Below are 23,644 nucleotides of genomic sequence, written 5' to 3'. Positions count from 1 at the left end.
CGCGCCCCGCCGGGACAGCAGGATCAGATGCGGCGCATGGTGCGCAGACCGAGGGCGTACGTGCCGGTGCCGTCAAGCAATGAGGCGCCCGAGAGGTCGGCCATCGTGGGCCCGTTGCTGCTCTTGCGGCTGGAGACGAACCGGCGCAGGCCGTCGGTGTCCAGGCCGAGGTAGATACCGACGTGGTCCACGGGGTAGGGCTCGTTCGCGTCGACCGGGTCGTTCGCGTCGAACAGGACCAGGTCCCCCGGCTGGATCGGGGTGTCCGCCGCAAGGGCACGGTGGTCATCCGCCTTGGTTGCCACCCGCGCCCCGGGTGCATGGTCGACCATGGCACCTGACTTGCGGGGCAGGGCCAGCTTCGCGGGGTCCACGCCGGAGTACAACGGGACGCCCATGTGGTAGCCGTAGACCATCCGTACGTACCCGGAGCAGTCGAGGCTCCCGACCTGGCCCTCCTCCGGCTGCGCCACCTTGTCGGGGAACGACCAGGACCGGTCCATGTAGTCGTGGAAGTCCGCGCCGACCGGGCGCAGCCCCTGCCCGTCCGCCTTCCCGTATCCGGCCTGGCCGAGCACCTGCGCGCCGACGGGCTGCTTCTGGCCGCTCGTCACCTGTGGCGCGCCGGGCAGGAACATCGCCGCGTACGAGAGGGCGTCCGGGGCGAGCGATCCGGCCCAGCCGCGCACGACCGCCTCCACGGCGGGGGTCCAGGTGCCGTCGTACGGCGCGTCGAGGAGGCGGACCCAGTGGCTGTGGGTGACGGACGGCGGCTTCTCCCAGGAGGCCTCCATGACGTTGAAGTGGCTCACGCTCATCGTGACCGGGAGATTCGTGCAGCCGGTTGAGGCGAAGCCGCGCACGCCGACCCGGCCCTTGGCGTAGGCGGGGTCGGCGTCGGTGAACTCCATGGTCCACCCGGCCGGTTCGACAGCCGCCGTGCGCCAGGCCTTGATCTGAACGCGGGCGCCTTCGCGGCGGACACGGATCGTCCAGTCGGTGTTGGCGGGCACACCGGTGGCGAGCGGGCCGGCGGTCTTCAGGACCGTGGCGTCCCCGCCGAGGACCTTCTCGGCGCGCAGGTCGACCCCGCCCTGGGTGGTGAAGGACAGCCGGGCCCGGTAGTGGGTGCTGGGGTCGGTCCCGTCCTTGCCGCTGTAGGCGAAGACCAGCGCGAAGGAGCAGGCGTTGCCGGCGGGGACCTTGTCGAACCGGCCGTTGCACCGGACGTCGACGTCGGTGATCTCGTCGTCGCGCAGGGTCGCGAACCGGCCGGTGAGCGTGTCACTGAGGACCGCACGGCCGGCGCCGCGCTCCGGGATGGTGAACTCTGCGTACACGGGCTCCTCGGGTGTGCCCGTTCTGACTCCGCCGAACACCGACCAGCTGCCGCCGGCCGGGGAGTTGCCCCAGCTGCCCGCGGTGGCAAGGGTGCGCTCGAAGCGGTCCTCGAACGTCCGCTTGTTCTCGGTGAACGTCCGCTCGGGTCCGGTCATGAGAACTGTCCGGGCGCCCGTGGTCAGCACGGCCAGCGGCTGACCGGCGCAGCGGATCTCGGTCCGGGCAGGGGTTCCGGGCAGCACGGTCGCGGTCAGTGCGCCGACGGAGGCCCGGGTGAGGGCGGCTATGTCGTGCGGGGCGCCGGTCAGGGTCATCGAGGAGCGCGGGCCGGTCATGCCGGAGGACGCCGAGGCGCCCGCGCGGGGGGCCTCGGCCGGGGCGCCGGCGGGTGAGGTGGTGGCTGCGGCGGCCGGGGAGGTGCTCAGCCCGATGAGCGGGCCGGCGGCAGTGGCGCCGAGAGCTGCGAGCAGGGTGCGGCGGGAAGTGTTGATCACCCGTCGCATTATCGGACCACCACCCGCTCCGGGGGTGAGACGGGTAGGGCCACCACGTCGCGCGACGGCATCAGCCGGTGGTGCGGGCCGCCAAGGACGGACCGGCTGATGCGGGCCGCCAAGGACGGACCTGTGAAGCGTCCCGGTGCAGGACTGGTCGGGACGCCTAGCAGCGGCGCAAAGTGCCGCTCTCCTTGGTGAGTTTGATGCTGTGGGCCCAGCCTTCGGTGTTCGTCCCATCGATACGGGAGTAGATCCACTTATTGCCGTAGGCGTTGGTGATGTAGCAGTGGTAGTAGAGCTTCGCACCGGTCTTGACCACGGTCACGTACTGGCATTCCGCGTACGGCCCGGTGTAGAGGTGGGACGTCTCGGCCAGTTGACCGGAGCCGGCGCTGCGGTTCTCGTGGGCCCAGCCGGTGCAGGCCGTCGACACAGGAGTGGGCTCCTTCACCGTCGGGCTGGGCTCGGTCTCCGGGGAGGCCGACGGGCTCTCGGTCGGCTCGTCGCCTTCGGCGCCGGGCTTCTCCGTGGGTTCCCGCTCCTCGTCCTCGTCACCGTCAGGCTCCTCCGAGGCCGACGGCTTCGAGGACGTTCCGGGAAGACCGGCGGACGCCGGGGTGCTTCCCTCCGCGGACCGGGGGCTGTCCGTGGGGGAGCCGACGGCGGGCGGCGTCGCCCGCGCTCCGTCCGTGGTCGTGCCGCCCTGTTGGGACGTCAGGGCGTAGGTGATGCCGGCACCTGCGGCGAGGAGCGCGACGGCGGCCGCCGCCGCGACGACGGTGCGGTTGCTGCGGCGCCGTGCGCGACGGGCCGTCGTCCGGCTCGTCTCGGGAGCGGGGACTCCGGCGTGGCCCGCGCCCGGCGCGCCGTGCTCCGGCAGCGTCGGCGGCACGCCGGGCTGCACATAGCCTCCGTGCGCAGGCTCGGGCTGGGGGAACAGCGGGGGACCGAACCCGGGGACCGGGGCGGCGGCGGCCGCGGCCTCGGGGCCCACCGTGGGAGCGGGAGCGGGAGCGGGTGCCGGCGTGGGCGTGGGAGCAGCGGATGCGAGGCGCACCGTTCCGCCCGAGGCGGCGCGCTCCAGCATGCCGCGCGCCTGTTCCGCGGTGGGCCGGTTCTCCGGCTCCTTCGCCATCAGCGCCTGGAGCACCGGCGTGAGCGGTCCCGCCCGGCGGGGCTCCGGCAGGGGCTCGGTGACGATCGCCGACAGGGTGGACCACGCGGACGTGCGGCGGAACGGCGACGTGCCCTCCACTGCTGCGTAGAGCGTCATGCCGAGCGACCAGATGTCCGACGCGGGACCGGGCTCCCTGCCCTGCGCACGCTCCGGCGGCAAATAGTCGAGGGAACCGACGAGTTGACCGCTCTGGGTCAGCTTGGCCATGGCGTCGTCGCCGGCGGCTTCCATGCTGGCGATGCCGAAATCGGTGAGCACGACCCTGCCGCCGTGCTCGATCAGCACGTTGCCCGGCTTGACGTCCCGGTGGAGTACGCCGGCCCGGTGCGCGGCGTCGAGCGCGTCCATCAACTTGGCGCCGATCGCGGCTGCTTCGTGAGGCTCCAGTGTGCCGCGCTCCGTCAGCACGTCGTCGAGCGAGGGCCCGTCGACGAGTTCCATGACGATGACCGGGAGGCCCTGCTCCTCGGTCACGTCGTGGACGGTGACCACGCCGCTGTGCCGGATACGGGCGGCGGCCTGCGCCTCGCGCTGCATCCGGGCCCGCACGTCGGCCAGTTCGGCCGCGGAGGTGTCGGTGAAAGCCCGCAGGACCTTGACGGCGACCTCCCGGTTCAGGAGTTCGTCCACCGCCCGGGCGACCACACCCATGCCGCCGCGCCCGATGACGGAGGTCACCCGGTAACGCCCGCCGAGTACCCTGCCCGTCAGCTCTCCGCCATGCGCTTCCCCCGCGGTCACCGCACGCTCCGTTCCGTGGTTGTTCGTGAACCATCAATCCGAAGTCCTCAAGGGTAGAGGCAGGGGCGTGAGGGGAAGGCGGCGGCCGTGCGCAAGTTCGGCGCTGCCCATCAGGGTTGTCGCCCATGGCGGGCACGGGGTCCCTGGCCGTGCGCGTCCGCCGGAAGCGCCCGGTGATTCCCCAGCTCGGAGCGCGGGTTCGAGTCCCGTCACCCGCCTCCATGGAAAAGGCCCAGGTCATGGACCCGGGCCTTTGTCGTTGTCCGGAGCGCGCTGAGCGCCAACCTGCGGTCAGGGGGAGCTGCCCCGCTCCGCAGTTGCTCGCACGGTCGCCTCACGTGTGCTGCTCAGAGGCCGTCCCATGCGGCTGCTTCGACCGTTTTCACGAGGAAGCCAGAACCTCGCCGGCCATGACCTGGGGAGGGTTGGGGAGGAGCGATGCAAGGTTGTCCCGCACGAAGTCCGCCGCCTTCGCGACCGATTCCGCGGCACCGGCCCGGTCCTGGAACACGCTGGTCGAGATCATCACTCCGTCCCCGGCATCGACCCAGTAGTAGGCCACGAAGCCTGAAACCTGACGCATGAGCGGCACGAACCCCTCATTCACGCGGCGTCCCGCCTCGGCCGGGTCCGTCACTCCTTCGTACCGCCGGACTGCTGCGTACATCACCGAGCTCCTCGTGGGGTCAGGGTCTGAACTCCGCTGAGACGTCGTACCCCCGCATCGGCTGTTCGGCTCCTGAGGCCCTCGACCATCACCTGAAGGGCCGCGTCAGGTGATACGAACGGCGCCCGTCACCGCGTCGGCGTCGCCCTTGCCGCCGGGGCCCGCTGTCCGGAAGGGCCGGAAGGGACCCGGGTCGGGGTGTCAGTGCCGGCAGGCGCAGCCGGTCGCGGTCTTGGCATCGGTGACGGTCAGGGCTGAATCGGCGGAGCGCTCGGCCGGGGTGCAGCAGGCGTTGACGCCGCAGCATGCGTCAGCCGGCTCCGCGGTCTCAGGGATGGCGTCGGTGGTGAGCGGCTTGGTGGCGCGGACGATGGCGGAGTGCATGCCGTCGGCGACGGAGTGGGTGGCGATGATCTCGACGTCGGTGAACCCCGCGGCTTCCAGGCCCGCGCGGTATTCGGCGAAGGAGAGCGCGCCGGCGATGCAGCCGACGTGGTCGCCGCGCTCGGCCCGCTGGTCCGGGGTGAGGTCGTCGTCGGCGACGACGTCGGTGACGCCGATCCGCCCGCCGGGCTTCAGCGCGCGGAAGGTCTCGGCGAACACTGCCGGTTTGTCGGTGGACAGGTTGATCACGCAGTTGGAGATGACCACGTCGACGGTGTTCGCGGGCAGCGGGACGGCCTCGATGGTGCCCTTGAGGAACTCCACGTTCGTCGCGCCGGCCTTCTCCGCGTTGGCCAGGGCGAGTTCGAGCATCTCGTCGGTCATGTCCAGGCCGTAGGCCTTGCCGGTGGGGCCGACGCGGCGGGCGGAGAGCAGGACGTCGATGCCGCCGCCGGAGCCGAGGTCGAGGACGCGTTCACCGGTACGGAGTTCGGCGACGGCGAGGGGGTTGCCGCAGCCGAGGGAGGCGGCGACGGCCTCGGCGGGCAGGGCGTCGCGCTCGTCGGCGGTGTAAAGGGTGGAGCCGAAGTTCTCGTCGACCTCGGCCGGTGCGGGCCCGCAGCATGCGGTGCCGCCTTCGGTGACCTGGGCGGCCGCCGCGGCGTAGCGCTGTCGGACGGTCTCGCGCAGGTCGCTGGACTGTTCGCTCATGACGCACTCCTCGATGACGGGGCGTGGTGGCGCCCTGGAACTGCTTGTATCGACGTTCGTTGATGCAAGCTTGCGCCTTGAATCGAAAGACGTCAACATAGAGACATGTCGAATCAAGAGCTGGAGGTGCTCGGCCAGGACGCCGCTTGCTGCGAGGGTCTGGCTGCCGCGCCGCTGGGCGAGGAGCGCGCCGGTGAGCTGGCGAAGGTGTTCAAGGCGCTGGGCGACCCGGTGAGGCTGCGGCTGCTGTCGATGATCGCCTCGCGCGGGGAGAGCGGCGAGGTGTGTGTCTGTGAGCTGACGCCGGCCTTCGAGCTGTCCCAGCCGACGATCTCCCACCACCTCAAGCTGCTGCGGCAGGCCGGTCTCATCGACTGCGAGCGCCGCGGTACGTGGGTGTACTACTGGGTGCTGCCCGGCGTTCTGGATCAGCTCGCCTCGTTCCTGGTGACGCCGCAGAGCGCCAGAATCACCGCGTGAGCGCCGCTCGGGCGTGGCGTCACCGGGGAGGCCGTGGGGACCGGCCCGCTGGTCGCGGTCGTTGTCGGCTCGGGCATCCAGGCGGCGGAGCTGATCACCGTCGGCCGCGCTGTCACCGGCACCTGAGCCAGGGGGCGATCCCGGGCTCCTTCGCCCCGTTCATCGCGGCCCCGCTGCTCGGCGCCGCGCTCGGGCCGGGTGCCGCGGCGGTGGTGTACGGACGTCCTGCCCGCACGGCGATCGTCGTGGTACCGCACGGCGAACCCGAACTCGCCTCCTCCTGACCGCCCCTTCCGCCCGCAAGGACACCTGCCATGAGCCCTGCCGCTCCGCGCCCCTCAGTGCTGTTCGTCTGCGTCCACAACGCCGGCCGCTCCCAAATGGCCGCCGCCTTCCTCACCCACCTCGCCGGCGCTGAGGTCGAGGTGCGCTCGGCCGGGTCGGCGCCCGCCGACTCCGTGAACCCGGCCGCCGTGGCAGTCATGGCGGAGGCCGGTATCGACATCACCGCCGAGACCCCGAAGATCCTCACCACCGAAGCGGTCCAAACGTCGGACGTGGTGATCACCATGGGCTGCGGGGACACCTGCCCGGTCTTCCCCGGCAAGCGGTACCTCGACTGGCAGCTCGACGACCCGGCCGGCCAGGGCGTCGATGCGGTCCGCCCGATCCGGGACGAGATCGAACAGCGGGTGCGCGGCCTGCTCGCCGAACTCGGCATCACGGCCACGGCGTAAGCACCGCCTGGGCGCTGACGGCGCGTTGCGGTACAGCAGCGAAGTGCCGGCCACACATGAACGCAGCTGAACTCCCCCGTAGAGCGCACCACCCCTCCGACACAGGGGGAAAGCGTGCGAGCGGCCGACGCTGACAGGGCCACTAGCTGCGTTCAGCTGAGGTCGCAGTCACCGTAGGGGCCTTTGTTGTTGTCGGCGTGCTGCTGTTTCGGCTGTGCAACATGACGTCCGGGCGCTCAGCGGCTCCGGGGAACCAGCAGGCGCGGCATGGCGTCTGGCACAGGACGATCAGGTCGTCCACAGAGTCGGGGAACGCCCGAAAGGCAGACACCTCATGTTCGTCCTGCTGATGTACGGCGCCATGTTCGCCTTACCGCTCTGGGTCATTGCGGTCGTGGTGAAGCTGTTATCGGTCGTCGTCCCTGGGCGCCGACCGGACTGGGCCAGGGACCTGCTGCGTTGGAGCGCGGGCATGGCGGCTGTCGCAGCCGTCATCGTGTACACGATCGGGCTCGGCTCGGTCCAGTGGGACGCGAGCGAAGCCGAGTCCGGCGCAGGGTCCTCCCCCGCCGTTCCCTGCCGCTCCCTCCCGCCCGGCACGCTCGATCAACTCGCCGGCCACGAACCGTCCTACTTCCCACTGGGCTTCGATTGCCTGCTGGACGACGGTCGCGTCGTTGCGGCCGGCGGCCCCTACAGCCTGCTCAACCTTCTGACGGCCGCCTTCGGCCTGGCAGCGATTCTGTCGCTGCTCGCCCTGGGGCTTCAGGACGAGTACCGAGCGCGTGCGGAGATGAAGGCCGAAAGCGTGGCTGCCCAGGGGAAGCGCTCCAGCTGACGGATTCACTTCACGTGCCGCGCTCCACGGTCGGGCCACAACATGCCCACCGTCGCTGCGCCCAGTAACCCGCCCCTGCTTCACGTCGCCGCCAAGGTCGGCGGAACCGCTGGTTCATGCCGAGCGTGGTGTCCTACGGTGTCCGGGATCCAGGACCACGCGGCAGTGGCACATGAACGGAGGCTCCATGGCTGACGGGACAGCGCTGACGGATCGGATTGCCGATCGGCGGGCAGGGGTGGGAGATCCCCGCGCGCTGGTGGGGGAGTTGCGGCGGGCACTGGTCCTGGTGCCGTACGACGGCGGCGGGCTGTGGACGGCCGCGTTCGGCGGGGTGCGTTGGATCTGCGGGTTCACGGACGAGCAGGCGCTGGCCCGGTTCGCTCGGTCACGGGATGCCGGGGACGGGCGGGAGACCGGCCGGTCGTGGGAGTTCGCCGAACTGCGCGGCGCGCGGCTGCTGGACGAGATCGTCCCGGCCATGGCTGAACCGGCGGGGCTGGCCCTCAATATCGCGGATGCCGACGGGGCCATGCTGTTCCCGCCGGTGACGGGCATCGTGCCCGACGCGGCAGCTGTCGACGAGAGCGGACGCGACTGATGGGCGGCGCCGAGGACCTGAAGGTCGACAAGGAGAGCGTTCAGCGGATCACCAAAGGGCTGCGGGCCGCGGTGTCCGAGCTGCGGGAGGTCGGCACCGGCAGCGGTTCGGTGCTGGGCAAGGGCTTCTCGGACATGTCGATGACCGGTATGGAGGCGGGCCACCACGGGCTCTCCGTGGACTTCGAGGACTACTGCGAACGCTGGGAGTGGGGCGTGCGGGCGCTGGTCCAGGATGCCAACACCATCGCGTCGAAACTGGGGCTGGCGGCCGGGCTGGTGTGGGAGGAGGACCAGTACGTCCAGGGAGCCTTCAAGATCGCGGTGAACTCCGCCGTCGGCAATCCGCACGCGTCCGAGGACGACATCGTCAAGCAGAACTGGGGCGATGTGTTCACACCGGACTATCTGAACCCGGACTACAGCGCGGAATCGTTTCAGAAGACCCGGGACGAGGCCGCGCAGACCTGGAAGGACACCGGGCGGGCTCTGCTGACCGAGGGCAACGGCGGGCGTCAGGCGAGCATGCTCAACGATCTGATCGGCGTCGACCAGGGGGACTTCGACCGGGCGGTCGACGACACCTTCGGCCCCTCGCCCGAGGAACGGGCGGCTCAGCAGCAACAGCAGCCCGACGGCGGGGGGAACTGATCCATGGGCATCGGCGATTTCGTCAGCGACATCACACCGGATGTCGTGGAGGACGCGGTCGAGGACGGCGTGGAGTGGGCCGGCGACCGGGTGGAGGACGCCGGGAACTGGACCGCGGACCGGCTCGAGGACGTGGGCTGGGACTCGGGCGCCGACTGGGTGCGTGAGCAGTCCCGTTCCCTGGCGAACCGGATGGGCGCCGAGGTCGATGAGATGGACCTCGGCCAGACCGAGGACAAGACGAAGCTCATCTACGGCAGCGCCTCCAAGATCCGCTCCACCGCCTCTCATCTCAAGGACTTCAAGAGCGCGTTCAGCAATGTCGCCGGTGGTCTCGGAGGACTGGACTCGTCCTCGCTCAAGGGCGAGGCGGCGGACGCCTTCCGCGCGACGGTGAAGATCGAGCCGCCGAAGTGGCACAAGGCGGCCGACGCGTGCGAGAAGGCCGCGGGAGCGCTGGAGGCGTTCGCCGGGACCGTGGAGTGGGCACAGGGCCAGGCGCAGACCGCCATCGACAAGTGGAAGGCGGGCACCAAGGCGTCCGAGGATGCCCTGAACGCGCACAAGTCGAAGGTCGACACCTACAACAAGGCGGCCGACCAGTACAACGCGCAGCCCGCCGACCAGCGCAACCCCGCATCGCTGCCGCCGAAGCCGGGCGAGTTCACCGACCCGGGCAAGGGACGGATGGAGGAGGCCCAGCAGATCCTGGCCGAGGCCCGCAAGCAGCGGAACACGGCCGCCGAGACGGCCCGTACCGCGGTCCGGGCGGCGCGGGACCAGGCGCCGCCCAAGCCGTCGTACGCCGAGCAGGCCAAGGACGGCCTGGACGAAATCCAGATCATGCAGACCCACTTCGGCGGCGGCATCATCAAGGGAACCGCCGGGCTGCTCAACTTCGTCCGCAGCGTCAACCCCACCGACCCGTACAACATCACGCACCCCGCTGAATACGCGCTCGCCCTGAACAACACCGCCGCGGGACTCGTCCAGGTCGCCAACGACCCCTGGGGCGCGGGCAAGCAGATGGTCACCGACTTCATGAAGGACCCTGCCGAAGGGTTCGGCCGGCTCATCCCCGACCTGGCCCTGACCGCCGCCACCGGAGGTGCGGGCGCCGGGGTCAAGGGCGTGCGCCTGGCCGACGAGCTGGCCGACGCGGCCAACGCGTCCCGCCGGGCCCGAGGGCTGGTCGACGACGCCCCGGACGGCACCCACAACCGCCCCGACGGTGAGCGCACCGCCGAGGGCACCGACCCGGTCGACCTGGCCTCGGGCCGCATGTTCCTCCCCCAGACCGATGTGATGCTCCCCGGGGTATTGCCCCTCGCCTTCACCCGCCGCGTGGAGTCGGGCTACACCGCCGGCCGGTTCTTCGGCCCCTCGTGGTCGTCCACCGTCGACGAACGCCTGGAGATCGACGCCAACGGCGTCATCCACGTCACCGACGACGGCCTCCTGATCACCTACCCCCACCCCGTCCCCGGCCTCTCCACCCGCCCGGAGACCGGCACCTCACGCAGCGTCCTGAGCCGCGACGAGACCGGTGACTACACGCTCACCGACCCCGAGACCCGGCTGACCAAGCACTTCGCCCGACCTCCCGGGACGGAACCCGGCGGCGACGGTGACGGCTGGCTCGTAGAGGTCGCCGACAGCAACGGCAACACCGTCGCCCTGGAGCGCGCGGACGACGGCACGCCCCTGGCGTTGGTCCACTCGGCCGGTTACCACCTGTCCCTGGCCACGGCCGAGGGCCGCGTCACCGCACTGGCGCTGACCGGAACGGACGCCGGGCCGGACGGACGGCCGGCTCGGCCCGTCATGGCCTACGGCTACACGGACGGCAACCTCACCGAGGTCACCAGGCCCTCCGGAGCCACCCTCACCTTCGCGTACGACGACCACCACAGGGTGACGGGCTGGGTCGACTCCAACGGCCGCGGCTACGCCTACACGTACGACGACCGGCACCGGGTGACGTCCGAGGGCGGCGAGGCCGGACATTTCCGCGTCACCCTCAGCTATGGCGAACCCGACCCGGCGACGGGCCACAGCACCACCACCTTGACCACCTCCGAGGGTCACACCACCTGCAACCTCATCGGCGAGGGCAACCGCGTCCTCGCGACCACCGACCCGCTCGGCCACACCACCCGCTTCACCTACGACACCCGAGGCAACCGGCTGAGCCGCACGGACGCGCTCGGGCGGACGACCGCCTTCGCCTACGACGAGGAAGGCCGGCTGTCCACCCTCACCCGCCCCGACGGAAGCACGATCCACGCCGAGCGCGACGCCTCGGGCCAGGCGACCGGGATCAACGCTCCCGGCGGTGCCCGGTGGCAGCAGGCGTTCGACGACCGCGGCAACCGGACCTCTCTCACCGACCCCGCAGGACGGACCACGCGGTACACCTACGACGCGTACGGCCGCCCCGAGACCGTCGTCGACGCCGTCGGCGAAGTGACGACCGTACGCTGCGACAGGGCCGGCCTGCCGCTGGAAGTGACCGATCCGCTCGGCGGCACGACCCGCTACCGGCGCGACGCCTTCGGCCGACTCCTGAGCGTCACGGACGCCTTGGGAGCGGTCACCGGCTTCGAGTGGAACGCCGACGGCCTGCTCTCCCGCCGCACCGCGCCCGGCGGCGCCGCCGAATCGTGGACCTGGGACGGCGAGGGCAACTGCCTCAGCCACACCGACTCACTGGGCCACACCACCCACTACGAGTACACCCACTTCGACCTCCTGACAGCGCGCACCGGCCCGGACGGGTGCCGCTACACGTTCGACCACGACGCGGAGCTGCGCCTGACCCGGGTGACCAACCCGCAGGGTCTGACGTGGAGTTACGCGTACGACAACGCGGGCCGGGTGATCGCCGAGACGGACTTCGACGGCCGCACACTCCGTTACGGACTCGACCCCCTCGGTCAGGTGGCCAGCCGCACCACGCCGACGGGCGAGACCATCCACTACGAGCGCGACATCGGCGGCCGGGTGACCCGCAAGGTTGCGAGCGGCCGGACCACCAGTTACGAGTACGCCCCGGGAGGCCAACTGCTCCATGCCTCCGGTCCGGACGGGGAACTCAGCTATCAGTACGACCGCAGTGGGCGGGTCAAGACCGAGCTGGCCGACGGCCGGGTCACCACGCACGCCTACGACGCCCTGGGCCGCCGCACGCGCCGGGTGACCCCCACCGGGCAGGTCACCGCCTACTCGTACGACGCGGCCGGGAACCTCGTCCGGCAGACCAGCGGTGGACACGAGGTGGACTTCGACCGTGACGCAACCGGTCGCGAACTGACCCGGCAGTTCGGCGAGATGCTCACGTTCACGACCGAGTGGGACGCGGCGGGACGGGTCGCCGGGCAGGAGACCTCGTCCGGCGGGCGCAGCCTCAATCGCCGTACCTACAACTATCGGGCCGACGGGCTGCTGACCGGTATCGACGACGAGCTCTCCGGGCCCCGTCGTTTCGACCTCGACCCGGCCGGTCGCGTCACCGCGGTCCACGCGGACGGCTGGAGCGAGACGTACGCCTACGACGAGGCGGGCAACCAGACCGCCGCCTCGTGGCCGTCGTCCATGCCCGGTCAGGAGGCGATCGGTCCGCGCACGTACGCGGGGACCCGCATCACCCGCGCCGGAGACGTCCGTTACGAGCACGACGACGCCGGCCGCATCGTCCTGCGCCAGAAGACGCGGCTGTCACGCAAGCCCGACACCTGGCGCTACACCTGGGACGCCGAGGACCGCCTGACGGCCGTCACCACTCCTGACGGAACCCGGTGGCGCTACCTCTACGACCCGCTCGGCCGCCGGACCGCCAAACAGCGGCTCGCTCGAGACGGTGTCACCGTGGCCGAGCAGGTGACCTTCACCTGGGACGGCAGCACCCTCTGCGAACAGACCACCACCTCCGCGGACCTCGCGCACCGGGTCGTCCTCACGTGGGACCACTCCGGCATGCGCCCCCTGGCCCAGACCGAACGCATCGCTCCAGCCGATCCCACCCAGGAAGAGGTCGACCGGCGGTTCTTCGCCATCGTCACCGACCTCGTCGGCACACCCACCGAACTCGTCGACGAGTCCGGTGACATCGCCTGGCACACCCGCACCACGCTGTGGGGCACCACCACCTGGGCGCGCACCTCCACCGCGTACACCCCGCTGCGCTTCCCCGGTCAGTACTTCGATCCGGAAACCGGTCTGCATTACAACTACTTCCGCCACTACGACCCGGAGACCGCCCGGTATCTGACGCCGGATCCGCTCGGCCTCGCGCCCGCCCCGAACCCCGTGGCCTACGTCAACAACCCCCACACTGCGGCCGACCCCCTCGGGCTCGCGCCGGTCGGGTGCCCGGACGAAACGGTGACGGTCTACCGCAAACAGACGGACCATCCGCTGAGCCAGCGCGTGCACATCGGCGAGAACGGCGAGGTGACGATCACCGGGCACGGGAAGCTCTACCTCAATATGAGCGGGGACATGAAGCACACCGTCGAATTCCGTTCCGACAGCGGGCAGATTGTTTCGTACGACGTTCCGAAGTCCTATCGCGATTCCATTCACGACGACGCGCTTCCGCAGAACAAGGACGACCATCCCGACGGTTCCGCGTTCACCCGACAGGAATGGAAAGCGCTCCTGAAGGAATATCCCGAGATATCCGACCCCACAAAGGGCCCCCACCTCTACGGAATTCCTGACAAACTGCTCGACGGGCTGCGGGATGCTATTATCCCCGGATCTGGACGCGTGGTCCGAGAAGGGTGATTCTCCTCAAATGATGCACAGCCGCGACAGCCTGGCCTCAGAATTCCAGCGACTCCAGGATCGCCCGAGTGCCGAATCCGCGCCGCCCGTTCTGTCCCTCTTCGTCGCCCAGGTCTCCGGTGACGCCGCGGAGTACGAGCAGCGTCTGCGTTCGGTCCTGTCGCCTGCTGTGCGACTGGGGGCCACCGCGGACTTCGAGCAGGAGAGCCTCCCGGCCGACGATGTTCCGGACTGGTTCGCGGCCGTGAGTTCCGGAAACGAGGAGCGGGCTCCGCAGTTCGCCAGGGCCGGCCACGACGCATATGTGGAGCACACGGGAGGCGGCCGGCCGTGGGAGCTGCAGAACTGGCTGTACCGCTTCGACCCCGACGAGGACTCGCGAGGCTGGGAGTGGTGGGACGCCACACAGGCCGGACCCTCCCGCGTCCACATCTGGGTGGACAGCTGGGGGGAATCCTTCTTCGGCTGCCAGGACCTGCTGTGGGCCGCGTACGCATCGGGCGCGGTCCGGATCGACGGGCCTGTGATCCAAAAATCCGCCGTGTGGGCCGCAGAGCGGGGAGCTACGCACTGACGGGCTCGGCCCGGCATACGCGTGCTTCGATGCCACGCCGTACACGGCAGCTGCCTCAGAAAAGGCTCTGCTGAACGACATCCACGTCGCCTGGCCCCGCCGGCGGCCCGCGTCCCGGTCAACGAGGTCCTCTCAGCAGCTCAGAACAGGCCCTTGTACCCCTGCCAGCCCGTCCCGATCTTCACCGTCGAGCTGAAGGAACCCGCGCCGTTTCCGCTGTTGCGCAGCAGATCCCCGGCCGCGTTGCGGGACACCAGATCGGCCTTGCCGTCCCGGTTCAGATCGCCCACACCGACGAAGACGTTCCGGCCCGTGCCCCAGTTCTTCGCGAAGACGGCCGCCCGCGGCTCCACCGTTCCCGCCGTCGTACCGTCGTACCGCCACAGCGAGTTCGCACCGTCCACCGCGAGCAGATCGCCGATCCCGTCACCGTTCAGATCTCCCGCGCCGAAGACCGCACGGTACAGCTTCCAGTTCGTACCGATCCGTCCGCGCGCCTTCAGTTTCCCCGCGCCGTCGTCCGCGTACAGATACATGTCCCCCGTGATGGACTGTCGCGCCACCAGATCCGGCCGGCCGTCTCCGGTCATGTCGCCCGGCGAGGTCAGCACGTTGAACTGCGCCCACACCGTGCCCAGCGAGGTGTACGGAGTCGACGGCGTCAGCGCGGTGCCGCAGCCCGGTCGATAGGCACGCAACTCACCGCCCAGGCGCACCAGCACGTCGTTGCACCGGTCACCGTTGAGGTCCCCGAACGGCACCGCGACAGCCGACGTGGACCAGCCTTTGCCGGTCGTCGCGCCCGCCAGAGCGCCCGTGCCGTTGCCGTGCCGGAAGGCCAGCGCACCGGCAGAGCTGAGCGACAGCAGATCGCCGACCTTGTCCGGGCCGGAGGGTCCCGCGTGGTCGCGGCGGACTTCCGCACCGGTGAGTTTGACGGAACCCGATGCCGCGATCGGTGCGCCTTGGCCGTCAGCCGGGTTGACCGTCAGGGTCCAGCGGTACGACCCGTCGGGAACATACGCGCCCGAGTCGGCGTCCCCGCTCCACGCCGCAGAGATCTTGCCTCGCGCCGACGCGCCCGACAACGTCCGAACCACTGCTCCCGTGGAGCTGTTCGTGAAGGTCAGACTCCATGACCCGGCAGGCTTCGACAGCCGCCATGTCCCCTTCCAGTGGGTGCTCGTCGACCGCAATTCGGCGGTTGCGGGTGTGCTGGAGTCGATCACCGACAGGGGAGACACAGCGCCGGGCACCGTCCTCACATGAACCCGCTGGTCGCGGTCCAGATAGGCGATTCCTCCACCGAAGCGGTCGACGGTCCAGGTCAGACCACGTCCCGACGGACCCTGGGTCACCGCGAGATCGGCCGGCACCAGGGTCGTGTCACCCTCATCCCTGAGATCCGTGATCGCCAGCCCGACCCCGTCGGCGCGGCGCACGAGATATCCGTCCCCGAGCATGGCCTCACCGGCCGGTACGGCCACGGACTGTGTCGTCGTACGGTCGTACACGCCGGCCGGACCGGATGCGGCGCAGCTCCAGTAGATCCGGCGGCCTACGGTCTGGATCTCGTCCGGAACACAGCTCGCACCGGTCTCCACGGCCCCGGTCTGCGCGCCACTGCGCAGATCGACCGAGGTGATCCGGCCCGGCTTCGCGGAATCCGCCGTCCAGAGTTCCGCTCCCCACAACGAGGCGGCGACAAGGGGGCGGGTCCGCAGCACCTTCTGCGTCTCGGTGTCCAGTACCGACTGAACAGCCGGCTCCTCGCTGTTGTAGACGACGTAGCGTCCGGACGTGCTGACGAGACGGCCCCGGACCCCGCCCGGCACCAGCGTGTACGTGCCCGCGTCGCCCTCCCGCTCCACGCGTACACCTTCGAAGCCCGTGCTCTGCCAGACGATGCGGGCGATGCCGCCGTCCCCGGTGGTCTGTACGAGGCAGTTTTCACCGCCGAGAAGACAGTCCGAGGTCACTCCTGTCCCGAAGTCCATGCGTTCTGCGGGGGCAAGCGTGCCGTCCAGGGCGAGATCCCGGCGGAAGAGGCGCTGATAGTCGGTCCACGTACTGCTGCTGGTGTCACCGGTGAGCAATTGATGGTGCGCCAGGGTGAGCACTCCGGTGTGAGCGGCCGCAGGCTCGATGTCTCGGATCCGGCTCACCGCCAGGCTGCCGTCGGCAGTAGCGGACACGCGCTGAACAGCCCAGTCATGGGCGCTGGTACCACCCGCCACGAGCAATGAGCCATCGGGAGCCACCACGCCCTGGTCCTGGGCCAGATCGAGGATCTTCTGGTTCCGGCCCGGTGCCGTTGCCCGTAGTGCCGCAGGAGTGGAGCCCGGAGGATGGTCGGCGTCCCCAGTGCCGACGACCCAGTCACCGATGACGGTGAGCGGTGAGTTGGCCTCCGAGAGCAGGACCTTGGGAGTCGCGCCGGGCTCACCTCGCGGGACCACCTTCACGTCGTGGTAGGACGACAGCACGACACGTGTGGGTGTCAGGCGCACATTCAGGAACTGGATGGACGCCCCGCCCGGACCGAGTGCGCCGAACGCCTGGCCCACCGCCGCACCCGAAGCGATGTCGACGACAAGCGCCCTGGTCTCGTTCCCCACGGCGAAGGGAAGGACGAGGGACCGGGCGTCGCCCGCCAGCACCCCTTCGCGCCATGCGGCTCCGGCCGGCAGACCGGAGACGGTCCGGCTGACGGTCGTGCCGTTCAGATCGTGCAGCAGATGGAATTCCACCAGCCGGTTCACGAGCGAGTAGGTGAGAACGGAGTCCCCGAAAGTGCCGAGATAGTCCTGACCCGACGGCCAGGTGATCGAAACGTCCTGCCCTGTCACCATGTTCCGGACGCGGACCTCTCGGGCGCGGGCGTCGGCCGGGAAGCTGATGAAGTCCGAGCCCACCCCGCGACGGTGCGTGCTCGTCGGAACCACGCCCTCGAACGTGGTCGTCGTCCCGTCGTACCGCGTCCACTGGGCGCCGGGCTGCCCTTCCTGAGAGTGCAGGTAGCCCGAACTGCCGGCGCCGATGAGGATGTCCCGGCGAGGCATCGCCCGCTCCGCCGCAGGAATGATCACTTCGGTCGGCTGCGTCTCGGTTGCTCCCGCGGGGGCGACGGCCATCGGCGCCCATGACGTCACCGTCACGGCAAGCGCCACGAGGGCGGACATCCGGACAGCACGCCGACGTGGAACGAAACGCGACAAGGAGGTCCCTCCCCAGGAGCCCGAAAAGCGGGAAGGACACGGCAGCTCACTGCCGCGAAAATGACGCGGCCCCCTGATCCCCTTGCCGTGCTCCCCAGCACAAGTGGGCGGAGCGTAACAGTGGTTTCACCTTCAACGGAAGCAGTTTCTCGTCAGCTCAAACAGGGACGCGGCCCGCTCCCACCAGGAGCTTCTCCCCCGCCGTACCACCAGGGGCACGTTGATCGCGTCGCGGCCCGCGCTGTGCGCCACCGCGTAGGCATCCGTCACTTCGCGAACTGCACTCAGGAGTTGCTGTCGGATGCGACGAACGGCATGGCCAGCAGCCAGTTCTGGTTCTCGCCCTCATTGGGTTCCCACAGGACCGGGCGGGTTCTCACCGCGGCCTCCCAAGGGGAGTCCAGCGCCAGACCCGTACCGGCGTTGATGATGCGATGCGCTCGACGGTCCGGAGTCGGAACGATGCGCCAGCGCTGCCACGGCGCATCGAGATCGCTGCGCCCACGCATACGTGGGTGCTGATGGCCCTCGACAGCCTGCGGAGTCTGACCGTCGAGAATCAGGTTGTTGCCTGCGGAGACAATGCGCACCTCTTCTTCGTGGCCCGACGGCTCGAGGTTCCAGAGCTGGTGCGGTTGGCCGTGTGTTCCCCATAGATGAGGGTGACTGCCGTCCGACCTCTCCAGGGCAGTATCGAGCGCCAGTCCGCTGGTGACGGACAACAGGAGGAAGGGCCCCGTGGAACGGCGTTCGCGGCGCTTGAAGAACGCACCCACGTCATTGGTGCCGATCTTCAGGAAGGGCAACGCAATTTCGGCGCTGATCTGACGATCTCGTGGAGGCATGCGCGCCATGCTAGAAGAGCTGAGCGCTGCAACGTGTGGTGATGGCGAAGATGCTGAGGCCAACTGCGACCCACCAGCATCTCCATCAACAGAACTGACCGGCGAACTCAATCGGCTCATGAGAATCGACGCGAGGATGCCTCACCGCGATCCTGCCCTGCATCCGGCAGACGCGCCCCCGTCACTGCCCCACCCTCCCGTCGACGCACTCCCGCAGCAGGTCCGCGTGGCCGCAGTGGCGGGCGTACTCCTCGATGCGGTGCACCAGCAGTTCGCGTACCGCGATGTCCTCCCTGCCCACGCGCGCACCCAGGTCCGGGTGCTCGGCCAGGGTCGCGTCCGTGGCCGCCTGTTCGCATTCCAGGTCCGCGTACGCGGCGTCGACCACGGACTGATCCGCGACGGCTCCGGTGAAGTCCGCGTCTCGTTTGCCGTACAGCTTCGGCAGCGGTTCGCCGTCGGTGATCCAGTTGCGCCAGTCGCGTTCGACCTCGGCGAGGTGGCGGAGCAGGCCCAGCAGCGACATCGTCGACGGCGGGACCGACCGGCGGGCCAGTTGCTCCGGGGTCAGGCCCTCGCACTTCATCCGCAGGGTCATGCGGTAGTTGGTCAGGAAGTCGTCCAGCGTCGCGAGCTCACCGTCCGGACTGGCACCCTCGCTGTTGCGCGGGTCGTCGTTCGGGTCCGCCCACATGTCGGGGTAGACGGTTGCCTGGGTCCATCGTGCGGGCTGGTCGCTCATGCGCTCCCTGTTCGTCCGTGGGACCGCCCGAGCGGTGCGGGTGCCCCGAGTTTGCCGCCCAATGTGTCAGGGACGACCGCCCGGGCGCCCCCCAATTTCCGCGGCAGGTGTGGTGACGGCCGGGGTCGGCCGGGGTCGGCCGGGTCGGATCGTGTCGAGAAGCCCCGCCCCGCTCCGACGTCTCCTGCGGAAGGGCTCCCGGGGCACCCCGGAGCCGTAGGCACCCGGGCCACACCCACGAAGGGGCAGCGATGCAGACACTGACTGTCGATGTGTTTCTCTCGGTCGACGGATGGGCCGGTGGCGCCACCTCGCCCGGGTATTTCGGGTACTTCGGGCCCGAGCTCGATGCGTGGATCAAAGGTGAGTTGGACCTGCCGCAACTGGTCGTCCTGGGGCGGCGGACCTACGAGGCGCTTGCCGGGCTGCCGCGGGAGGCGCGGGATGCGTCGTGGGAGCGGATGGCCGGGCTGGACAAGGTCGTGTTCTCGGCGACGCTGGAGTCGGCCTCGTGGCCGAACACCCGCGTCTGTCACGAGGACCTCGTCACCGAGGTCGGCCGGCTCAAGCGGGAGAGCGGCGTGCCGCTGCGCACGATCGGGAGTCTTTCCGTGGCACGGCAGTTGTGCGGCGCGGGACTCGTCGACCGGTTGAGGCTGATGACCTTTCCCCTGCTCGTGGGGGAAACGGGCCGTGAGCCGTTCTTCGCGGGGGTGACGTCCGCCGACCTGGAGCTCGTGGGGCACCGGGCCCTGGACGACCGGGTGTTGCTGGTCGAGTACCGGCCGACCGGCCGGGAGATTCCGCGGGCCTGAGCGACGGGTGGCCGCGCCGGACACGGACCAGGGCCGGGCCCCTGTCAGGAGGGGTCCGGCCCTGGTGTCATACGGTGCGGCCCGGTTCAGGCCGGAGGTGCGCAGCGCCTACGCGGCTGTGCGCGGTGTCTCAGCGACGGTTCCAGGACTTGCTGTCCACGACATGGCCGCGGCGGTCCTTGAGGATGGCCTTGTCCTTGTTGTCCCAGACGTAGTTGCGGCGGTCCTGGAACACGTCGGTCCGGGTGTCGTGGCCGATGCCCGTGTGGACGCGGACCGTGGAGCGGCCGGCGAGGGTGAAGTGGCGGAACGTGTAGCGGTGGCCCGCCTTGTCGGTCAGGGTCCAGCCGTTCAGCTTGACCGGCTTGCGGGAGGTGTTCTTGATGTCCACCCACTCCGCGTTGCGGGACCGGTTGGAGTTGTCCTCGCGGCCGGGGCTGTCGTACTGGATGCGGCCCAGCTCGATCGCCGACTTGGAGGGTCCGCGGTCGTGCCCGTGGTCGTGTCCGCGGTCGGCCGCCACGGCCGGCATGGCCAGGGCGGTCACCACCGCGCCGGTGGCCATGGTGGTGGCGACGAGAGTGCGAGCGGTACGAGAAGCAGACAAGAGAAAGCCCCCTCGGATCAGGGGCACAACGGTCCGTTCGGCCCGTTGTGCTGTACGGGTTCTCGGCCGTCCCCGGGCCGAGGACCCAAACTCTGCGGCCCCGAGGCGCCGGTCCGCAGGTGCTCCGCTTCGTGTTACTGAATGCGGACATTTCCGTAACTCTTGATTGCGTCGTTCAACTAACTGGCGAAGTGACGTTCCAGACAAAACGTGCCTGCTGCACCAACCCGGGCGGTCACTGACAGCAAGCCTTTGCGGGCTCCGGCGCACCACCCCCCGCGCCACCCCGCTCGCCACCGAGGGCAGAGCTTCGCTCCAGGTAACGAAGCGAAGCGGCCGATCCTCGAACGGTCTGCCTCATGTCGTATGCAGGTGCGAGAAATTGCCGGCCGAACGGGCTCGCCGCGCGTCCACGGGTGCGGGTCATTTATTCGGATGCCGTGGCGAGCGGCGCCGGGTAGCGTCACGTCCCGCGCCTTCCGATGCGCTGCGTCCCGGTTACTTCCTGAAAACTCATCCACCGGTGCGCATATCCGATCTCGGAAGGCGCACACCGCCGAGTCCTCGACCCACGTCCTCGACCCGTGCCCCTCGATCCCGCGCTCCCCGGTCCCGCCGCTCACCGGCCCCACGCATGCCGTCCCGCGACCGCGCACCGCTGTGACCGACAGCCGCCCGCCACCTCTTCGACCCGTCGCTCCCCAGGGGGACTTCTGCATGACCCGGTTCAGCCGCCAGCGGACCAAGGCCGACGCCAGAGCGGAGATCCAGGCCGAAGTGCCGGGCCTGACCGCGCGCGGAGTGACCTCCCCGCTCTCCACCCACGGCCGGTGGGCCACACCGCCGCGCGGTGCGTCCGCGCCGGTGGTCACGCGATGGCTGCCGTGGCTCACCAACCACCAGGGCGGCGCCGGGTACGTCCGGGAGCCGAAGGACGCACTCTTTCTGCTCGCCGTCGCCAACATGGTCGGGCGGCACACCTTCTACGAGAGCGCCGAGTCTCGCGACGACCGCTATCTGCGGCTGATCCGCGAACTCGCCCTCAGCGAACCGGCGTGGACCCTCGGACTGCTCAGCTGGCTGCGGACCGACGCCCGGATGCGGACGGCCTCGCTGGTGGGTGCGGCCGAATTCACCCGTGCGCGGCTGGAGGCCGGAGAGGCGGGGTTCAGCCGGCAGGCGATCAATGCCGTACTCCAACGCCCGGACGAGCCAGGTGAGTTGCTGGCGTACTGGACGTCCCGGTACGGCCGGCGGCTGCCCCAGCCCGTCAAGCGCGGGGTCGCCGACGCCGTACGCCGGCTCTACACCGGGCGGGCACTGCTGAAGTACGACAGCGATGCCCGGTCCTACCGGTTCGGCGACGTACTGGAGTTGACGCACCCCGCGCCGGCCGCGCCATGGCAGGGGGAGCTGTTCCGGTACGCACTGGACCGGCGGCACCGGCCCCACCGCGCCGTGCCGCCCGTGGGCGATGCGCTCCTCGGCGCGCACCACGCGCTGATGGCTGTGCCGGTGGCCGAGCGGTACGCCCTGGTCACCGGTCCGGACGGGGCCGATCGGCTGGCGGCGGCGGGGATGACGTGGGAGGCGCTGGCCGGCTGGCTCCACGGTCCGCTCGACGCGGCGGTGTGGGAGGCCGTGATCCCGTCGATGGGGTCGATGGCCCTCGTCCGCAATCTGCGCAACTTCGATCTCGCGGGCGTCGGTGACGAGGTCGCCGCGCAGGTGGCGCGCCGGATCTCGGACCCGGACGAGGTGGCCCGCTCACGGCAGTTCCCGTTCCGCTATCTGGCCGCTCACCGCAACGCGCCCTCGCCGCGCTGGGCGCAGTCCCTGGAGACCGCCCTCAACCACTCGCTCGCCCGTGTGCCCGCGCTGCCCGGCCGGACCCTCGTCCTGGTGGACCGCTCGGGCTCGATGTTCTGGCACACCAGCGAGGGGAACGACCTCACCCGGGCGGATGCCGCCGCCATTTTCGGGACCGCCCTGGCCACCCGGGCCGAACACGCCGACCTGGTGGAGTTCGGCACCGGCAGCCGGACGGTCGAGGTCGGACCGGGTGACTCCGTCCTGCGGGCAGTGGACCGGTTCCACGACCTCGGCGGCACCAACACCGCCGCGGCGGTCAAGCGGCACTACCGCGGGCACTCCCGGGTGGTCGTCGTCACCGACGAGCAGGTGCAGTCGACCCACTGCAAGGACCCGCTCGCCGCGGTGCCCCGCGATGTTCCGGTCTACACCTGGAACCTGGAGGGGTACGCCACCGGGCACTCCCCATCCGGGCCGCACCGCCACACCTTCGGCGGCCTCAGCGACGCCGCCTTCCGGCTGATCCCGCTCCTGGAGGCAGCGCGGGACGCGAAGTGGCCCTGGGAGCAGCCCGCCGACTCCCGCCTCTGATGTGCACCGGGTGCGCGACGGCACCGCGCACCCGGTTCACGACGTCACCGATCGCGCTGCGATGCCGACGGACGGCCGGGATCGCGCTGCGATGCCGACGGGACCGCCGACCGTCAGCTCGTCACCACCACCGTCGTCGTCACCAGGACCGCCACCATCGCCGCCTCCATGTTCCGGATGGCGGTGCGCACGCTCTCGCCCGCCCACTGGCCGTTCGCGATCTCCTCCATCCGCGGTGAGACCTCCTTGCGCGGCAGGTCCGGGAAGGCGAGCCGGTGCAGTTTCGCCGCGTGGATCAGCGCGATCAGGCCCGCCGAGCGGTCGTCCGGAGTGGCGTTGTGCAGAACGAGGGCGGCGAGGCGGCTGCGCAGCTCGCGCTCGGCCGAACCGTCGGCCTCGGGGTAGCGGCGGACCGGGAAGAGGCCGAGGACCTTGCGCTGTTCCTCGCTCACCAGGCCCCGGTCGCGCAGGCTGTCGATCGTGGCGGTGACGGCCTTGTCGTGGTCCCTGGTCAGCCAGTCGGTGATCTTGGGAGGCTTGCTCTTCTTCGACGCCCAGGCGTCGATCAGTGCGAGGCGCTCGTCGAGCAGCCGGGTGCCGGTGGGCGTCGTGTCCTTGACGGTCAGCCGCTCGCGGTCCACCGCTATGCGGCCCGCGAGGACGAGTTCGAGCACGATGCCGCCCGCGACGGCCCAGCCCGCGGCCTGCCGCTCCTTCGCCGCTCCGGACTCGTCGTCCAGCGACAGCAGCATGATCTCCTCGCCCAGCGTGACCGTCATGCGTCTGTTCCCTCCAGTCGTTCCCCCTGCCCTGTTCGACGCCCGGGGG

The 23,644-nt window shown here is 70.1% G+C and carries 18 protein-coding genes; 9 read left to right on the top strand and 9 right to left on the bottom strand.

What is annotated here, in order from left to right; all coding sequences use genetic code 11:
* Nucleotides 1–23: 23 nt before the first annotated feature.
* The 4 genes from OHA05_RS19005 to arsM form a co-directional block, all read right to left on the bottom strand.
* Nucleotides 24–1,844: a hypothetical protein gene (locus tag OHA05_RS19005; RefSeq protein WP_328861241.1), complete on the bottom strand. Its 1,821-nt coding sequence runs from the start codon at nt 1,842–1,844 to the stop codon at nt 24–26.
* Between the two features lie 157 nt (nt 1,845–2,001).
* On the bottom strand, nt 2,002–3,756 hold the full coding sequence (locus OHA05_RS19000; RefSeq protein WP_328861240.1) for a serine/threonine-protein kinase: 1,755 nt from the start codon (nt 3,754–3,756) through the stop codon (nt 2,002–2,004).
* Nucleotides 3,757–4,138: 382 nt separating this feature from the next.
* The gene (locus OHA05_RS18995; RefSeq protein ID WP_313945152.1) at nt 4,139–4,423 is read right to left on the bottom strand and encodes a hypothetical protein; all 285 of its coding nucleotides are present in this window, start codon (nt 4,421–4,423) and stop codon (nt 4,139–4,141) included.
* A 201-nt stretch (nt 4,424–4,624) separates the two neighbouring features.
* Nucleotides 4,625–5,518, bottom strand: a complete 894-nt coding sequence (gene arsM, locus OHA05_RS18990) for an arsenite methyltransferase (RefSeq protein WP_328861239.1) — start codon at nt 5,516–5,518, stop codon at nt 4,625–4,627.
* Nucleotides 5,519–5,623: 105 nt separating this feature from the next.
* Here arsM and OHA05_RS18985 point away from each other — a divergent pair, with 105 nt between their 5' ends.
* The 7 genes from OHA05_RS18985 to OHA05_RS18955 all read left to right on the top strand — a co-directional run bounded on the left by OHA05_RS18985 (nt 5,624) and on the right by OHA05_RS18955 (nt 14,186).
* On the top strand, nt 5,624–5,998 hold the full coding sequence (locus tag OHA05_RS18985; protein WP_328861238.1) for an ArsR/SmtB family transcription factor: 375 nt from the start codon (nt 5,624–5,626) through the stop codon (nt 5,996–5,998).
* Between the two features lie 314 nt (nt 5,999–6,312).
* Nucleotides 6,313–6,735: an arsenate reductase ArsC gene (locus OHA05_RS18980; protein ID WP_328861237.1), complete on the top strand. Its 423-nt coding sequence runs from the start codon at nt 6,313–6,315 to the stop codon at nt 6,733–6,735.
* A 334-nt stretch (nt 6,736–7,069) separates the two neighbouring features.
* A complete protein-coding gene (locus OHA05_RS18975) occupies nt 7,070–7,573 on the top strand; it encodes a hypothetical protein (protein ID WP_328861236.1) in 504 nt (167 codons plus the stop codon).
* Between the two features lie 187 nt (nt 7,574–7,760).
* The gene (locus OHA05_RS18970) at nt 7,761–8,174 is read left to right on the top strand and encodes a hypothetical protein (protein WP_328861235.1); all 414 of its coding nucleotides are present in this window, start codon (nt 7,761–7,763) and stop codon (nt 8,172–8,174) included.
* On the top strand, nt 8,174–8,824 hold the full coding sequence (locus OHA05_RS18965) for a hypothetical protein (RefSeq protein ID WP_328861234.1): 651 nt from the start codon (nt 8,174–8,176) through the stop codon (nt 8,822–8,824). Before OHA05_RS18970 ends, OHA05_RS18965 begins: the two co-directional genes overlap by 1 nt.
* A gap of 3 nt (nt 8,825–8,827) precedes the next feature.
* Nucleotides 8,828–13,612, top strand: a complete 4,785-nt coding sequence (locus OHA05_RS18960) for a putative T7SS-secreted protein (protein ID WP_328861233.1) — start codon at nt 8,828–8,830, stop codon at nt 13,610–13,612.
* A gap of 10 nt (nt 13,613–13,622) precedes the next feature.
* A complete protein-coding gene (locus OHA05_RS18955; RefSeq protein ID WP_328861232.1) occupies nt 13,623–14,186 on the top strand; it encodes a hypothetical protein in 564 nt (187 codons plus the stop codon).
* 140 nt (nt 14,187–14,326) lie between these two features.
* On the opposite strand, the gene OHA05_RS18950 is transcribed toward OHA05_RS18955, so the two are convergent.
* The 3 genes from OHA05_RS18950 to OHA05_RS18940 form a co-directional block, all read right to left on the bottom strand.
* Nucleotides 14,327–17,368 carry an FG-GAP-like repeat-containing protein gene (locus tag OHA05_RS18950; protein WP_328861231.1) on the bottom strand — a complete coding sequence of 1,014 codons (3,042 nt, stop codon included), beginning with the start codon at nt 17,366–17,368 and terminating at the stop codon, nt 14,327–14,329.
* A 320-nt stretch (nt 17,369–17,688) separates the two neighbouring features.
* Nucleotides 17,689–18,249 (bottom strand): RICIN domain-containing protein, encoded by a 561-nt coding sequence (locus OHA05_RS18945; RefSeq protein ID WP_328861230.1) that lies wholly within the window; start codon nt 18,247–18,249, stop codon nt 17,689–17,691.
* A gap of 181 nt (nt 18,250–18,430) precedes the next feature.
* Complete coding sequence (locus tag OHA05_RS18940) at nt 18,431–18,991, bottom strand: DinB family protein (RefSeq protein ID WP_328861229.1); 561 nt, start codon at nt 18,989–18,991, stop codon at nt 18,431–18,433.
* 251 nt (nt 18,992–19,242) lie between these two features.
* Between OHA05_RS18940 and OHA05_RS18935 the strand changes: the two genes are divergently transcribed.
* Entirely contained in the window at nt 19,243–19,806 is a 564-nt protein-coding gene (locus OHA05_RS18935; RefSeq protein WP_313945162.1) for a dihydrofolate reductase family protein, read from the top strand.
* Between the two features lie 130 nt (nt 19,807–19,936).
* Here OHA05_RS18935 and OHA05_RS18930 read toward each other — a convergent pair whose 3' ends face one another.
* The gene (locus OHA05_RS18930; protein ID WP_313945163.1) at nt 19,937–20,413 is read right to left on the bottom strand and encodes a lamin tail domain-containing protein; all 477 of its coding nucleotides are present in this window, start codon (nt 20,411–20,413) and stop codon (nt 19,937–19,939) included.
* A gap of 717 nt (nt 20,414–21,130) precedes the next feature.
* Here OHA05_RS18930 and OHA05_RS18925 point away from each other — a divergent pair.
* Nucleotides 21,131–22,816 (top strand): TROVE domain-containing protein, encoded by a 1,686-nt coding sequence (locus OHA05_RS18925; protein ID WP_328861228.1) that lies wholly within the window; start codon nt 21,131–21,133, stop codon nt 22,814–22,816.
* Between the two features lie 113 nt (nt 22,817–22,929).
* Here OHA05_RS18925 and OHA05_RS18920 read toward each other — a convergent pair whose 3' ends face one another.
* Nucleotides 22,930–23,595: a GOLPH3/VPS74 family protein gene (locus OHA05_RS18920; protein ID WP_313945165.1), complete on the bottom strand. Its 666-nt coding sequence runs from the start codon at nt 23,593–23,595 to the stop codon at nt 22,930–22,932.
* Between the last annotated feature and the right edge of the window lie 49 nt (nt 23,596–23,644).

This window comes from Streptomyces sp. NBC_00306, from assembly GCF_036169555.1.
Lineage (GTDB): Bacteria > Actinomycetota > Actinomycetes > Streptomycetales > Streptomycetaceae > Streptomyces > Streptomyces achmelvichensis.
The sequence above is the reverse complement of the archived record's forward strand: the minus strand, read 5'-3'. Positions and strand labels throughout refer to the sequence as shown.